We start from the raw sequence: 13,086 nt of genomic DNA on the forward strand, positions 1-13,086 counted from the left end.
CTGCTTGAAATTAGGAGGGTGTTGCACGTCGTGTACCCCCTCCAGCTTTATCTGCAAGGAGCTGTGTGGAAGCTCCGCACGGCTCCTTTGTTTTTCTAGGTGGTGTTATGGCGACGATATTTGGTATTAATCTGTTTGCGCTGTCGGGACAGTTGCTGGTGGGCCTGATTAACGGCTCATTTTATGCCTTGCTGAGTCTTGGCTTGGCGATTATTTTTGGTCTGTTAAAAATTATTAACTTCGCGCAGGGCGCGATGTATATGCTTGGTGCTTTCTTCGCGTGGATGGCACTAAATTATCTTGGCATTAACTACTGGGTCGCTTTGATATTAGTGCCCATTGCTATAGGTGGAATTGCGATACTAATCGAACGCTTTTTGGTACGTCCAATAGCCAATGAAGATCACCTCTATAGCCTTCTGCTGACTTTCGGTATCGCACTGATTTTACAGGGATTATTTACTCATCTTTATGGTTCTTCCGGATTGCCTTATCAGATTCCTGCTGAACTGAAGGGTGGTACAAAACTACCATTCATGTATCTGCCTAATTACCGCGCATGGATCATCGTAATTTCGCTTATCGTGTGTTTTAGCACATGGTGGGTCATCGAAAAAACCAAGTTAGGCGCGTATTTAAGAGCCGGGACAGAAAACCCACAGCTGATGCAGGGGTTCGGTATCAATGTACCATTGATTACAACGCTCACTTTCGGTTTTGGTGTTGCACTTGCTGGCTTTGCTGGTGTGCTTGCTGCACCTGTCTATTCAGTAAGTCCTGAAATGGGCTCCAATATACTTATCGTGGTCTTTGCCATCGTTGTAATCGGTGGAATGGGATCGATAGGTGGCGCTATTCTTACCGGTTTGATGATGGGGGTAGTGGAAGGATTGACAAAGTTTTTCTACCCGGAAGCGTCTACCACCGTTATTTTCCTATTCATGGTGATCGTGCTGCTGATTAAGCCTGCCGGTCTGTTTGGTAAAGAAGCTTAAAGGGGTACAGCCATGAAAATTAATAAGCTCTATGTGATTCTGATAGCACTGGCGTTAGTTGCGCCAATGGTTGTCTATCCAGTGTTTTTGATGAAAGTGCTCTGTTTTGCCCTTTTTGCCTGCGCATTTAACCTTCTACTAGGATTTGTTGGACTTTTGTCCTTTGGACATGCTGCTTTTCTTGGTACGGGAGGGTACGTTACTGGGTACTTAATGCTACAGACGGGTATCACGCCTGAACTAGGCGTATTGGCAGGAACTATTGCAGCAGGCCTTTTGGGTGCTGTATATGGCAAATTAGCTGTAAAGCGCGAAGGTATCTACTTTGCAATGGTTACCCTGGCGTTGGCTCAGTTGGCGTTCTTCTTCTACCTACAGGCTCCGTTCACTGGAGGGGAAGATGGTTTGCAAGGTGTACCACGTGGTGAACTGTTTGGACTTTTTGATCTATCCGATAACAACAGTATGTACTACTTCGTGCTGGCTATCTTCTTATTTGGTTTCTGGATGGTACACCGTACGATTCATTCACCCTTTGGCCAGATCCTGAAGGCTATTCGTGAAAATGAACCACGCGCTGTATCCCTTGGCTATAATGTGAATGATTATAAATGGGCTGCATTTGTGATCTCTTCAGCTCTGGCTGGCATGGCAGGTTCCACTAAAACGTTAGTATTCCAGTTGGCTTCTCTTACAGATGTTCATTGGCATATGTCGGGTGAGGTGGTACTGATGACACTATTGGGTGGTATGGGCACAATCTTTGGGCCACTGGTCGGCGCAGGTGTTGTTGTCACGATCCAGAACTACATGTCAGGCGGCGAATTAGGAAACTACATCCATATTATTATGGGTGTTATATTTATCGTCTGTGTGTTGGCATTCCGAAGTGGTATTGTTGGTGAAATACAGAAAGTGGTTAAGCGTAATTTCGGTTAATCCTATTTCTATTCAGCCCTGCTGTAGGTAGCAGGGCTTTTTTATTTTTCAAAATTAACGCTTACGTAAACTGAGGTTTTTGTGATGAGTCAGGATTCAGTTGTTATTGTTAGTGCTGCACGTACGCCTATGGGCGGGATGATGGGCTCCCTGAGCGAAGTAAGAGCCCCTGATTTGTGTGCTACGGCTATTAAAGCGGCGATTGAGCGCGCAGGTATATCTAGCTCGGATATTGATGAAGTGATCATGGGGTGTGTATTGCCTGCTGGGTTAGGACAAGCACCTGCTAGGCAAGCGTCTCGTGCTGCGGGTATTCCTGATGCGGCTGGTGCAACAACCATCAATAAAATGTGCGGTTCTGGTATGAAGGCTGTCATGCTTGCCCATGATCAAATCATGGCTGGTCAGGTCGATGTGATGGTCGCTGGCGGTATGGAGAATATGAGTCAGTCTCCTTATCTTTTACCAAAAGCCCGTGCAGGTATGCGTATGGGTCACCAGCAAGTTATTGACCATATGTTTTTTGATGGCCTAGAAGATGCGTACGAAGGTGGTTTGATGGGGTCGTTTGCACAAAAGAGTGCTGATGACTACAACGTATCGAGAGAGGCAATGGATGACTTTGCTATTGGTTCTCTTGAAAAAGCGCTAAAAGCGATTGAGACAGGTGCGTTTAAAGATGAAATTGCTCCTGTCACAGTGAAAACTCGCCAAGGTGAAGTGCAGGTCGATACGGATGAGCAACCAGGTAATGCGCGTATCGATAAGATTCGTGGGTTAAGGCCCGCCTTTAAAAAGGACGGTACGGTAACAGCGGCAAATTCTAGCTCCATTTCCGATGGGGGATCGGCGCTAATCTTAATGAAAGAGTCGCAAGCAAAAGCACGTGGTCTCGCGCCTCTTGCTCGTATTGTGGCGCACTCCACTCATGCGCAACTTCCTGCGGAGTTCACCATCGCTCCTATTGGTGCTATTGAAAAAGTGTTGAATAAAGCAGGCTGGTCAAAAGATGATGTTGATCTTTATGAGATCAATGAAGCGTTTGCCGTAGTATCGATGTTAGCCATTTCTGAATTAGGTCTAGATGATGCTAAGGTGAATGTTAAAGGTGGCGCTTGTGCGTTAGGTCACCCGATCGGATCAAGTGGCTCTCGTATTCTTGTTACCTTATTGTATGCGCTTAAACAGGCAGGCAAGTCTAAGGGTGTTGCATCATTATGCATTGGTGGCGGTGAAGCTACGGCGGTTGCGGTAGAAATGATGTAGTCCGTAATCTCATCGGTATCCAAAAAAGCGCCATTGATATTTCAATTGGCGCTTTTTATTGCTTAGTTACAGAGCTTTGCATCAGCGGGTTTAGGTAGCAGAGCAAAAAGACTTCCTGTTTGTTTCATCTCTCCAGCCAGCTGTTCAGCTCTATCCCCTTTTCCGAAAAATAGATCAGCCCTGACTGGCCCGTTAATGGCACCGCCTGTATCTTGAGCAAAGACCAAGCGCTGGTAGGGTGTTGTTGTATTCGGTAGTTGAGTGTTGATCCATAGAGGCGTACCGAGAGGGATGATTTTCCTGTCTACAGCAACACTCCGCTCAGGGGTCAAGGGAACATTGAGGGAGCCACGTGGACCGTTATCTAAATCGTGACGGAGCTGGAAGAAGATATAGCTGGGGTTGCTGTTCTTAAGTTCAGAAGCTTTGCTTGGATTGTTTTTAAGCCATGCTCGAATAGTTTGTAAGGATACATTCTTCCGTGTTAACTCGCCTTGTGCTATGAGGCTTTTACCAATGGCATGGTAGGGGTGTCCATTTTGATCGGCGTATCCTACACCAACGCTCTTACCATCAGGCAGTTGTACACGGCCAGAGCCTTGGATGTGAAGAAAAAATGCGGCATCTGCATCATCCACCCAAATGATTTCATGACCTTTTAAGGGTTGTTGGTTGCCGTCTATTTCAGCTCGTGAGTAATAGGGGACGATTTTATTACCTTCAATGCGTGCTCTTACCCGTTGATTTTTAAGCGCTGGAAAACGGCTCTCTAAGCGAACTTCAAACATGTCATCGGGACGCTGATAGATAGGGTAGTTAAAGCGCTCTGAACGTTCAAAACTTCCATAAAGTGTGGGCTCATAATATCCCGTAATCAAGCCTTGGTTCTTGTTTTGAAGACCGACAATATTATGAGGGGAGAAGTGTGTTTCAAAGAAACGCCTGACCTCCGGGGTTGATGCATCTTTAGGGGCGGCTTCGCATATATTTTTCCAAACCGTATCTTTTTTACTTAAGCGATCACACTGGCTTTGTAGAGCGGGCATAGCCTCGACTAGTTGATCATCTTGCCAGCCTTTCAATTGGTTCCAGCAAATCTCCTCAGCGATACCGGGGGCTTTCGGTGTAACGCTGCAGCCGGTAAGGAATATCGCAAGAATGGAGCCTGCCCAGAGCTTTGGTGTGGTGGCTTTTGGATATCTAAGATATGGCATGTGTCTCATCCTTTTTTGATTCAGGCCTGCATCTTGCTTATTTATACCTGACGGTGCAAGTAGCAACATCGTCATAGCACCTAAGTTGCTGGATTTTTGAGTGTTTTATAGCGTTTCTAAAGACATTGCTGCGGGCAAAAAGTGCCATAAGGTACTTAACCAACGGCAAATCTATTCCCTGTGACGTAAACAGCGCGCTAGTCAGTCCTAAGGAGATCAGTTATGCATGTTAAGCAAAGTCATATTTTATTAGATGCCGACCACCAAAAAATGGAGCGTATCACCACCAAGGAGAAGACAGAATCTACAAATGTGTTTGCGGGCCACCTTTCTAGCTCGCAAGCTCTACTGTGGGATGATCAGCGTCTTGATACACAGGTTGGACCAGCATCAATCCTGGTCATGACAGATGAAGGGTTGGTTTTTCGCGAGCCGGATGCAAGTGAGGATAATTTGTGTAGTTGCCAAACCGAGCAATCCCTTTTCCATGCTTTATATCGAGCCTTAACCGGTAAAGAGTTACCTCAGAGTGCAGAGATGCCTTTTGATTTGGCGAACATAAGCCAAGAGGATTTTTCAGCAGGACGTTTGCAGCGTTCAGCATCTACGGATTTTTTATCGATACCAAAAACGGTAGAGGTCAACGTGAGTGTTTATCAAAAGGTTGAATCCTTTGAGAGTACTACGTTTCAGAGCTCAGGGGTTATACATACAGCGGATGGTCAACGTATTGATTTAAACCTGAACTTACATATGAAACATGCTTATTCGGCAGAGACTTTGGTGTCGGTTACTAAAGAGATTCAGTTTAAAGATCCTTTGGTTTTAAACTTTGATGGTTTATCTACCGAGTTATCACAAGCGCAGTTTGATTTTGATTTAGATGCGGATGGAGAGCTGGATTTGATGCGCTTTCTAGAAAGTGACGGAGGGTGGCTTGCGCGAGATATAAATGGAGATGGGAAAATCAATGATGGTTCTGAACTATTTGGTGCTATATCAGGCCATGGTTTTGATGACCTTCTACACTTTGATGATGACGGTAATCAGTTTATAGATGAGGCGGATACTATTTATGACGAATTGCTTATTTGGAAGAAAACGAGCGAAGTAGATCAACTGCTCGGACTGAAAGATGTTGATGTGGGAGCGATCTATCTAGGAGCGTCGGAAACCCCCTTTGATATAAAGAATGACAACAATGAGATATTAGGTAGGGTGGCGCAGACGGGTATCTACCTTTCTGAGCAAGGGGAGGCAAGGGTTGTACAGCAAGTGGATGTGGCAGTATAAGTCTGCTTTTTCCCTAAGCTATCTACCCAGTTTACAATCATGTAGAATTTCGAATATCCGTTTTGATAAAGAGATATATTTAAGATGAGAGTTAGCTGGGTAGGTGGCAAAAAACTACAAAAGACGTTGGTGGTTTTCTCCTTTCTAGGTATCTCCAGCTTCACGTCAGCAGAAAGCTCTGTGGGCATTGAGCAGATGAAGCTTGCCTCGTCAGTGGGGGCGTCTTGCTCAGGCTTTTATGATGGCGTTTATCGGTTATTGCATAATATGGAAGATGAACAGGGTGAGCGTCTGTTAGAGTTAAAGCAGATATGGCCGGGTGTTAATAAGCGTTTTGTGTTTCGCCAGTCGACCTCTTCTATGCTCATGACGGATATTTTTATTCGCCAGTTGAACCACCGCTTTAAGCCGGAGCCTGCTTTGTCGCTTCAAACCTTTAGCGATGAATATGTTGGTAGTCGCCAAAAGGCCATGGGATGGGATAATAGTATGCAAGCGAATGATACTTTTCTAAACCAGCATAAACAGTGCGAGCATATACTCAAAATATCCCGCCAGAATGGGACGCTAACAGAAGAGCGAATTAATGGCGCAATGGTACAAAGAGCTAATGCGCTTGGTCTAGATCTGACGAATATGTGAAATTTTAAAGGCTGCCGCTTATATCTTTCAGAGTTGGCAGCCTTTTCATGTCGCTTAAGTCATTAAGCAGTGTGTTTTGCTTCCATGTAACGGGCGTGATCAGCGCCTACACGACAACCATAGACACCTACTTCACCTTTCCAGCGAGTCCAAGTAATGAACTGCCCGATGGCTTCCAAGACCTGACCAACAACAGAGTGTGTGTCCTCTTGCGATTGATCGAATGCGCCCATTGCTTGAAGCTCTCCAGCGATACGGCGATCATCATTTGCAACGCCAGTGAATTTCATACCGTTTAGATTCATGAGAAAAGTCTCCTAAAGTTACCCTGAGGGCTTATACTTAAGTATACTTACTTATTGTGCGTTGCACAATATTTAAGCGGAGGCTTTACCTTCTTTGAGGAGCTCTAGAATGCCATTACGGTCGTTATCGCTTAATTTATCTGTTGCGAGTGCGCTGTTTAGGCTTTGTTCTAAGGTGCTGGAAAAAGAGGTTGGGTTCTCTTCTGTTTCTGCAATGGCAAGGCTTATATGCCCAAGTAAGTAGCTTGCATAAAAGCGTCTATCATCGTCAGCGGTTAATTCTGTCGAAAGTAGCCATTGGTAGAGCGAGTTACCATCTTGAAGGGTCATGATCAAAGCGTTTCCATTGACTTAAGGTGCAAAGCGTAGGCTTTACCATCGGGTTCAGTTTGTTTTAGTTTAACGATCATATAGTCGAGTTCGGGAGCGTACCAAATGTAGGTTTCTCGTTTGGCATTAGGGCCGCGATCCATTTCCACCTTAATGGTGTCATACTCGCCAAGTGGTGATTGAATGGTCTCGTTGCCAATGATCTTGAAGTCATATTGCTTCAGCTTGCCGCCATCTGCAATTTGGTAGCTGAAAGGACCTTTTTGCCCTGCTTTTAGATCAAGACGCATTTGCAACTGATAACTCAACTTATCTTGGGTTGCCTTGGGTATTTCCATATTCCAGGGTTTGTCATCAATATCATTTTTGACGCTGGATGAATCCCAGTCAAAGATAAGGCTGGCTTTGCGTTTCTTGCCTAATACCTTTTTCTTGTAAAGATAATTAAGAGGCACTACTTGCTCGTTTTCAAAGCGAACAATGCTTTGCTCATCAATCGAGGCAACCATAGCGCTTGCATAGGTGCGAAATGTCCACTGGCCTTCAGAGGTTGCTATCAAAGAGCGCTCTACTTCACCATCAAGAGATATGCCGACATCCCACTCTGAGCTGTATATCGCTTTGAACGGTGAGACGGGGGGGGAGTCTGCATAGGCCCCTAAGGATGAGCAAAACAATGCTGTTGCGATGGATCTATGAATGAGTCGCATCTGAGGCTCCAGAGTCGGTTTTTTCGTTATACGCTAGTCTGAACCCAGAGGTGGGTAAAAGTTCGTTATCGCGATAAATTCCATCTTCGCAAACACGTATGCGATCGGCGCAGATCCACTCTACAGCAAGGGGGTAGGCGATATGCTCTCGCTCATGCACTCGTGCTTGAAGCGTAGCCTCTGTGTCGTCAGTTTTTACTGGAACAACGGCCTGTACTAACAGAGGGCCGCCGTCGAGTTCTTCTGTGACAAAGTGCACGGTGCAACCGTGTTCCTTGTCGGCAGCGGCGAGTGCGCGTTGGTGTGTGTGCAACCCTTTGTATTTAGGTAGTAACGAGGGGTGAATATTCAACATGCGGCCTGAGTAGTGTCGCACAAAGCCTGCTGAGAGAATACGCATAAAGCCTGCAAGGATGACAAGGTCGGGCTCTATCGTATCTATGCGTTGCTGAACAGCTAAATCAAAGGACTCTCGTGAATCAAACGCTTTGTGATCAATAACACAGGTCGCTATGCCTGCGTTTTTAGCACGGATAAGGCCATAGGCATCGGCTTTATTGCTGATAACCAGTTCAATCTGACCGTTAATCTGGCCAGATTGAATTGCATCCATAATAGCTTGGAGGTTAGAGCCGCTTCCTGAAATCAGTACAACGATCCGTTTCAGGGACATGGTTTACTCCGCTTCGGTCAGTTCAACCTGTTCTTCCCCGTCAAGCGCATCAGCGACATGACCAATGATCCAAGCTGACTCACCTGATGCTTTCAATGCGGCCAGTGCTTGATCTTTAGTATCAGCAGGAACGCAGATGACCATACCGACACCGCAGTTAAAGGTGCGGTACATTTCACGGGATTCGACATTGCCTGCTGATTGCAACCATTGAAATACGCCAGGTAGTACCCAAGAATTGGTGTTAATAACAGCTTTTGTATTAGCAGGTAAAACGCGTGGGATATTTTCCAGTAAGCCACCGCCTGTGATGTGTGACAGCGCGTTGACTTGTTGCTGCTTCATTAAGGAAAGAATTGATTTTACATAGATACGTGTTGGCTCAAGCAAGGCATCGCTAAGTTTTTTGCCTTCGATCTCTTGGTTTAGGTCGGCGCCAGAGACTTCAATAATTTTTCGGATTAATGAGTAGCCATTTGAGTGTGGGCCAGAGGAGGCCAAGCCTATCAATGTGTCGCCTGCTTTTACTTTAGTACCGTCGATGATTTCTGATTTCTCTACAACGCCTACACAGAAGCCTGCAAGGTCGTAATCGTCACCTTCATACATGCCCGGCATTTCTGCGGTCTCTCCGCCGACTAAGGCAGCGCCAGCTAGTTCGCAGCCTTTGCCAATGCCTGTGACAACATCCGCTGCTGTATCGATGTTGAGTTTGCCTGTTGCATAGTAGTCAAGAAAGAACAATGGCTCGGCTCCGGCAACAACCAGATCGTTGACGCACATCGCTACCAGATCGATACCGATGGTGTCGTGTTTAGCTAAGTCCATCGCCAAGCGAAGTTTTGTACCTACGCCGTCAGTACCCGATACCAATACAGGCTGTTTATACCCTTCAGGAATTTCGCACAATGCGCCAAACCCGCCTAAGCCGCCCATCACTTCGGGGCGAGCTGTGCGTTTAGCAACCCCTTTAATTCGGTCAACTAATGCGTTACCAGCATCAATATCAACGCCAGCATCTTTATAACTTAGGGATGTTTTGTCAGAACCAGTAGACATGCAGTTTAACCTTCCAGACGGGGTAAAATGAGAGGTAAAAAATATGCGCAGTATTCTAACAGGTTGCTTGTAAGGCTGCTATTGTATGTTGACCTTTTCATAAGATTTCCTCTGTAGAATAAGCCCAGACGTTTAAATGAATGTTTTTTTTCAATTAATGGTTTTACTCACGCTGATTGTTGGTGCGCATGGTAGGGCAAGCGCTGCTGAGGGTACTGATGATTTTTATCAGGCAGCATTACTGGTGGAAGATCTCGCTGCGCCTGCTCCTATGGATGTTCGGGAAGGGCTTAAGCAGGTACTGCGCAAAGCTAGTGGTGATTACAAGGTTGATCATTTAGTAGATGGGCAGACTGACTACAGCCACTATGCAAGTGGTTTTCATTTTGAGCCTACGCTGCTGGTACGAACGAATCGTGAGGGAAATGACTATCTTGCTCAGAGACTTGTCATTAATTTTAATCAGAGTTTAGTGGATGAGTTGCTTATCGCTCATCAGCGTAATCCTATTGGCGCTTATCGCCCTGAATTTGTGTTTAAAATACCTATTCACTCGGCTTTATCATTGGATTTATCAACGCCCAATGAGCCTTTTGGCGATGTTATCAAAGGCTTCGCTGAGCAATTGGCGATACCTGTTAGATTGCTTAGTCAGCACGACAGTTACCTTCCGCGTTTTTATATCGAGCTGTTGACGGAAGAGCCGGGTTTATCCCGTTGGCGTCGAGTTGCAGGGGAAGATAGAGATGAAGTCAGCTTCAAAGGAGATAGGACACAGCAACTTGCTCAATTGTTTAGCTGGTTATTATCAGATTTTGGTGTGACGCTTGCTTCTCATGAAGCTGGGCAGGAAAAAACCTTTGTTATTCGCGTGACTCATGTGGAAAATCTGGCAGACTATGCCGCAGTACTTGGGCTGCTTAGTGCCTTTCCATCCTTGCAAGCGTATAGCGTGGTGATGTTTCATGCAGGTGAACTGGCACTAGAGGTTAATACCTCTTTATCTAAAGATGCTTTGCTGAGAGTTTTAGGGCTCGAAAGGCGTATGCGATTAATACGAAAGTTAGATCCTGTTCAGGATCAGTCGACGCTTTACTGGCGTTGGTCTGGAAAGCGGAGAAAGTGAGGGACTATGGATAATTTATTTGCTACGCAGCGTTGGTTCTTGCTGGTTGTTTTTCTGGTGACTGGTTTTTTACTTTACTTATTAGGGCCTATCCTATCTCCCTTTTTAGTGGGTGCCTTATTGGCTTATTTGACCGACCCTGTTGCTGATCGTTTGGAGTTAGCAGGCTTTACACGTACGACATCGGTCGTCATTGTATTTGTTATTCTATCAACACTCCTTACCTTGCTGATTCTCTTATTTATACCAAAGCTCAGTCACCAGATTCAGGTCATGGTTAGGCAGATTCCTGCGGTAATCGCGCTCTTTGAAGAGAAGGTTATCCCAGCTATTCAGGCTTACTTAGGTGAAGATATCTCTTTTGGCGATCTTTCCACCCTGAAGCAACTGATTACCTCACATTGGCAGAAGACGGGCGATATCATGGCGCAAATTGCAGGTGGTATAACGCGTTCGGGTCTGGCTGTTGTTGGTTGGTTTGCTAACTTATTGTTAATACCGGTTGTGACCTTCTATCTGCTTAGGGACTGGGATGTCATGATTGAGAAGATAGGTTATTTATTACCCCGTAACATCGAGCCGAAGGTGTCTTTATGGGCCAAAGAAAGTGATGAGGTTTTAGGCTCCTTTATTAAAGGCCAACTGCTTGTGATGTTCGCGTTGGGGGTGGTATATGCACTTGGCTTATGGATGATCGGTCTAGATTTGGCACTTCTTTTGGGTATGTTGGCCGGGTTGGCTAGTATTGTGCCTTATATGGGATTTATTGTAGGTATTATTGCATCAGCAGTTGCCGCTTATATGCAGTTCCATGACCCAATCATATTGCTGTGGGTAGGTGCTGTGTTTGCCGTTGGGCAGGCATTGGAAGGTATGGTGCTAACACCACTTCTGGTAGGCGATAAAATAGGTTTGCACCCGGTTGCTGTTATTTTTTCCATTATGGCAGGGGGACAGCTATTTGGTTTTGTCGGTGTGTTGATAGCGCTTCCGGTAGCGGCGGTAATTATGGTATTTTTGCGCCACCTTCACGATGGTTATAAAAAGAGCCATCTTTATGGCTCTGAGGCTTTGGAACTTGCAGATATACCGGAGCCCGTTCTAGAACAGGAAAAGAATGACGATGAACAGCGCTAATGCGCCACAGCAGCTACCATTAGGTATTTCTTTAAAGGATGAGGCGCGTTTTGAAAACTTTCAAACAGGCCAAAACGGGCTGGTTTGTGAAATGTTGCGTCAGGCTGCGCTTGGAACAGGTGAACAGTTTTTATATATATGGGGAAGCGAAGGTGCGGGTTGCTCTCATCTTTTGCAGGCTGCGTGCCATGCGGCTGAACCGGCACGCCGTACAGCTGTTTATTTGCCACTGCAAGAACTGCTTAGCCTCAGCCCTGTTATTCTGGAAGGGATGGAGCATCTAAATCTGGTCTGCGTTGATAATGTTGAGGCAATATCGGGTAATCCTATCTGGGAAGAGGCGCTTTTCCATCTTTATAACCGCATTCGTCAGGAACAAAATACGTTGATCGTGGCAGCGAATAGCGCTCCACGCCAGCTACAGATACAGCTTCCTGATTTGGTTTCTAGGCTTAGTTGGGGGGCTGTATTTAGCGTCGCTCAGTTAAATGATGAAGATAAGGTACAAGCCATACGCCTTCGGGCAAAAATCAGAGGTTTTGAACTTCCTGAAGATGTTGCCCGTTATATGGTCCATCATGATAGTCGTAGTATGGTGGATTTGTGTTTAACACTTGAACGTCTGGATCAGGCTTCCTTAACCGCGCAGCGCAAAGTGACTATACCCTTTATAAAGCAGGAAATGGGGTGGTAGATTCTGACCAACATATGTCTTGCTATACGCTGTTAGCGACCTGCGATGACTTTGTAGTGATAGACAAGCAGCCGGGCATCTCTGTTCACAAAGATGACCAGTTAACGGGTTTGACGATGCGCCTGAGTGAAGACTTAGGTGAGTCTGTATTTCTCGTACATCGATTGGATAAAGTGACCTCAGGTGTGATGATATTTGCCCGCCATTCGCTAGCTGCAGCTAAACTGTCGGCCCTGTTTCGTGAGCGTCAGGTGAATAAATATTACTTGGCTTTGAGTGATAAAAAGCCTTCGAAAAAGCAGGGGAGTGTTAAAGGTGATATGGTTAGGTCGCGTCGGGCAACTTGGCGATTGGCTACGACCGTGAATAACCCCGCCGTCACGCGTTTTTTTAGTCAAGCAGTTGACCCTGGTAAGCGTCTCTTTCTGCTGAAACCTGAAACGGGAAAAACTCACCAAATACGTGTGGCAATGAAAAGTATAAGTGCGCCAATTGTAGGTGACGCCCTGTATGCCTCCTCTTTAGCCGACAGAACATATCTTCATGCTTGGCAACTCCATTTCCGATATGATGGGCAAGATCATCATTATCGATCTGACCCTGCTGAGGGGGAGTTCTTTTTGACTCAATCAGTTGCAAACCAATTGGCTGTATGGGGAGATCCTCAGCAGCTGCCGTGGCCCAAAAGTTAATCTGGAGAAAA

The 13,086-nt window shown here is 45.8% G+C and carries 15 protein-coding genes; 9 read left to right on the forward strand and 6 right to left on the reverse strand.

Features of this window, described 5'->3' with window-relative positions; all coding sequences use genetic code 11:
• Window positions 1-107: 107 nt before the first annotated feature.
• The 3 genes from F0U83_RS06945 (at window position 108) to F0U83_RS06955 (ending at window position 3,200) form a co-directional block, all read left to right on the forward strand.
• Window positions 108-995 carry a branched-chain amino acid ABC transporter permease gene (locus tag F0U83_RS06945; RefSeq protein WP_138988539.1) on the forward strand — a complete coding sequence of 296 codons (888 nt, stop codon included), beginning with the start codon at window positions 108-110 and terminating at the stop codon, window positions 993-995.
• A 12-nt stretch (window positions 996-1,007) separates the two neighbouring features.
• A complete protein-coding gene (locus F0U83_RS06950; protein WP_138988415.1) occupies window positions 1,008-1,934 on the forward strand; it encodes a branched-chain amino acid ABC transporter permease in 927 nt (308 codons plus the stop codon).
• Between the two features lie 84 nt (window positions 1,935-2,018).
• On the forward strand, window positions 2,019-3,200 hold the full coding sequence (locus F0U83_RS06955) for a thiolase family protein (RefSeq protein WP_138988414.1): 1,182 nt from the start codon (window positions 2,019-2,021) through the stop codon (window positions 3,198-3,200).
• A 62-nt stretch (window positions 3,201-3,262) separates the two neighbouring features.
• On the opposite strand, the gene mltA is transcribed toward F0U83_RS06955, so the two are convergent.
• Window positions 3,263-4,414, reverse strand: a complete 1,152-nt coding sequence (gene mltA, locus F0U83_RS06960) for a murein transglycosylase A (protein ID WP_138988413.1) — start codon at window positions 4,412-4,414, stop codon at window positions 3,263-3,265.
• A gap of 222 nt (window positions 4,415-4,636) precedes the next feature.
• Here mltA and F0U83_RS06965 point away from each other — a divergent pair, with 222 nt between their 5' ends.
• Complete coding sequence (locus tag F0U83_RS06965) at window positions 4,637-5,707, forward strand: hypothetical protein (protein ID WP_138988412.1); 1,071 nt, start codon at window positions 4,637-4,639, stop codon at window positions 5,705-5,707.
• An 84-nt stretch (window positions 5,708-5,791) separates the two neighbouring features.
• Window positions 5,792-6,349 carry a hypothetical protein gene (locus tag F0U83_RS06970; protein ID WP_138988411.1) on the forward strand — a complete coding sequence of 186 codons (558 nt, stop codon included), beginning with the start codon at window positions 5,792-5,794 and terminating at the stop codon, window positions 6,347-6,349.
• A 62-nt stretch (window positions 6,350-6,411) separates the two neighbouring features.
• On the opposite strand, the gene F0U83_RS06975 is transcribed toward F0U83_RS06970, so the two are convergent.
• The 5 genes from F0U83_RS06975 to purM all read right to left on the reverse strand — a co-directional run bounded on the left by F0U83_RS06975 (window position 6,412) and on the right by purM (window position 9,426).
• A complete protein-coding gene (locus F0U83_RS06975; RefSeq protein WP_138988410.1) occupies window positions 6,412-6,654 on the reverse strand; it encodes a hypothetical protein in 243 nt (80 codons plus the stop codon).
• Window positions 6,655-6,726: 72 nt separating this feature from the next.
• The gene (locus tag F0U83_RS06980; RefSeq protein ID WP_138988409.1) at window positions 6,727-6,984 is read right to left on the reverse strand and encodes a YfcL family protein; all 258 of its coding nucleotides are present in this window, start codon (window positions 6,982-6,984) and stop codon (window positions 6,727-6,729) included.
• Window positions 6,985-6,986: 2 nt separating this feature from the next.
• Window positions 6,987-7,694: a DUF3108 domain-containing protein gene (locus F0U83_RS06985; RefSeq protein ID WP_138988408.1), complete on the reverse strand. Its 708-nt coding sequence runs from the start codon at window positions 7,692-7,694 to the stop codon at window positions 6,987-6,989.
• Window positions 7,678-8,367, reverse strand: a complete 690-nt coding sequence (gene purN, locus F0U83_RS06990; protein WP_138988407.1) for a phosphoribosylglycinamide formyltransferase — start codon at window positions 8,365-8,367, stop codon at window positions 7,678-7,680. The genes F0U83_RS06985 and purN overlap by 17 nt, the downstream gene beginning before the upstream one ends.
• 3 nt (window positions 8,368-8,370) lie before the next feature.
• Window positions 8,371-9,426, reverse strand: coding sequence for a phosphoribosylformylglycinamidine cyclo-ligase (gene purM, locus F0U83_RS06995; protein WP_138988406.1), 1,056 nt, complete (start codon window positions 9,424-9,426; stop codon window positions 8,371-8,373).
• A 136-nt stretch (window positions 9,427-9,562) separates the two neighbouring features.
• Here purM and F0U83_RS07000 point away from each other — a divergent pair, with 136 nt between their 5' ends.
• The 4 genes from F0U83_RS07000 to F0U83_RS07015 are packed head-to-tail and all read left to right on the forward strand — an operon-like array spanning window position 9,563 to window position 13,075.
• A complete protein-coding gene (locus tag F0U83_RS07000; protein ID WP_138988405.1) occupies window positions 9,563-10,552 on the forward strand; it encodes a DUF2066 domain-containing protein in 990 nt (329 codons plus the stop codon).
• Window positions 10,553-10,558: 6 nt separating this feature from the next.
• A complete protein-coding gene (locus F0U83_RS07005) occupies window positions 10,559-11,689 on the forward strand; it encodes an AI-2E family transporter (RefSeq protein WP_138988404.1) in 1,131 nt (376 codons plus the stop codon).
• Window positions 11,670-12,383, forward strand: coding sequence for a DnaA regulatory inactivator Hda (hda, locus tag F0U83_RS07010; protein ID WP_338036384.1), 714 nt, complete (start codon window positions 11,670-11,672; stop codon window positions 12,381-12,383). Before F0U83_RS07005 ends, hda begins: the two co-directional genes overlap by 20 nt.
• Window positions 12,377-13,075 carry a TIGR01621 family pseudouridine synthase gene (locus F0U83_RS07015; protein WP_211343695.1) on the forward strand — a complete coding sequence of 233 codons (699 nt, stop codon included), beginning with the start codon at window positions 12,377-12,379 and terminating at the stop codon, window positions 13,073-13,075. The genes hda and F0U83_RS07015 overlap by 7 nt, the downstream gene beginning before the upstream one ends.
• The last annotated feature ends 11 nt before the right edge of the window (window positions 13,076-13,086 follow it).

Source organism: Neptunomonas concharum (assembly GCF_008630635.1).
GTDB classification, from domain to species: Bacteria; Pseudomonadota; Gammaproteobacteria; order Pseudomonadales; family Balneatricaceae; genus Neptunomonas; species Neptunomonas concharum.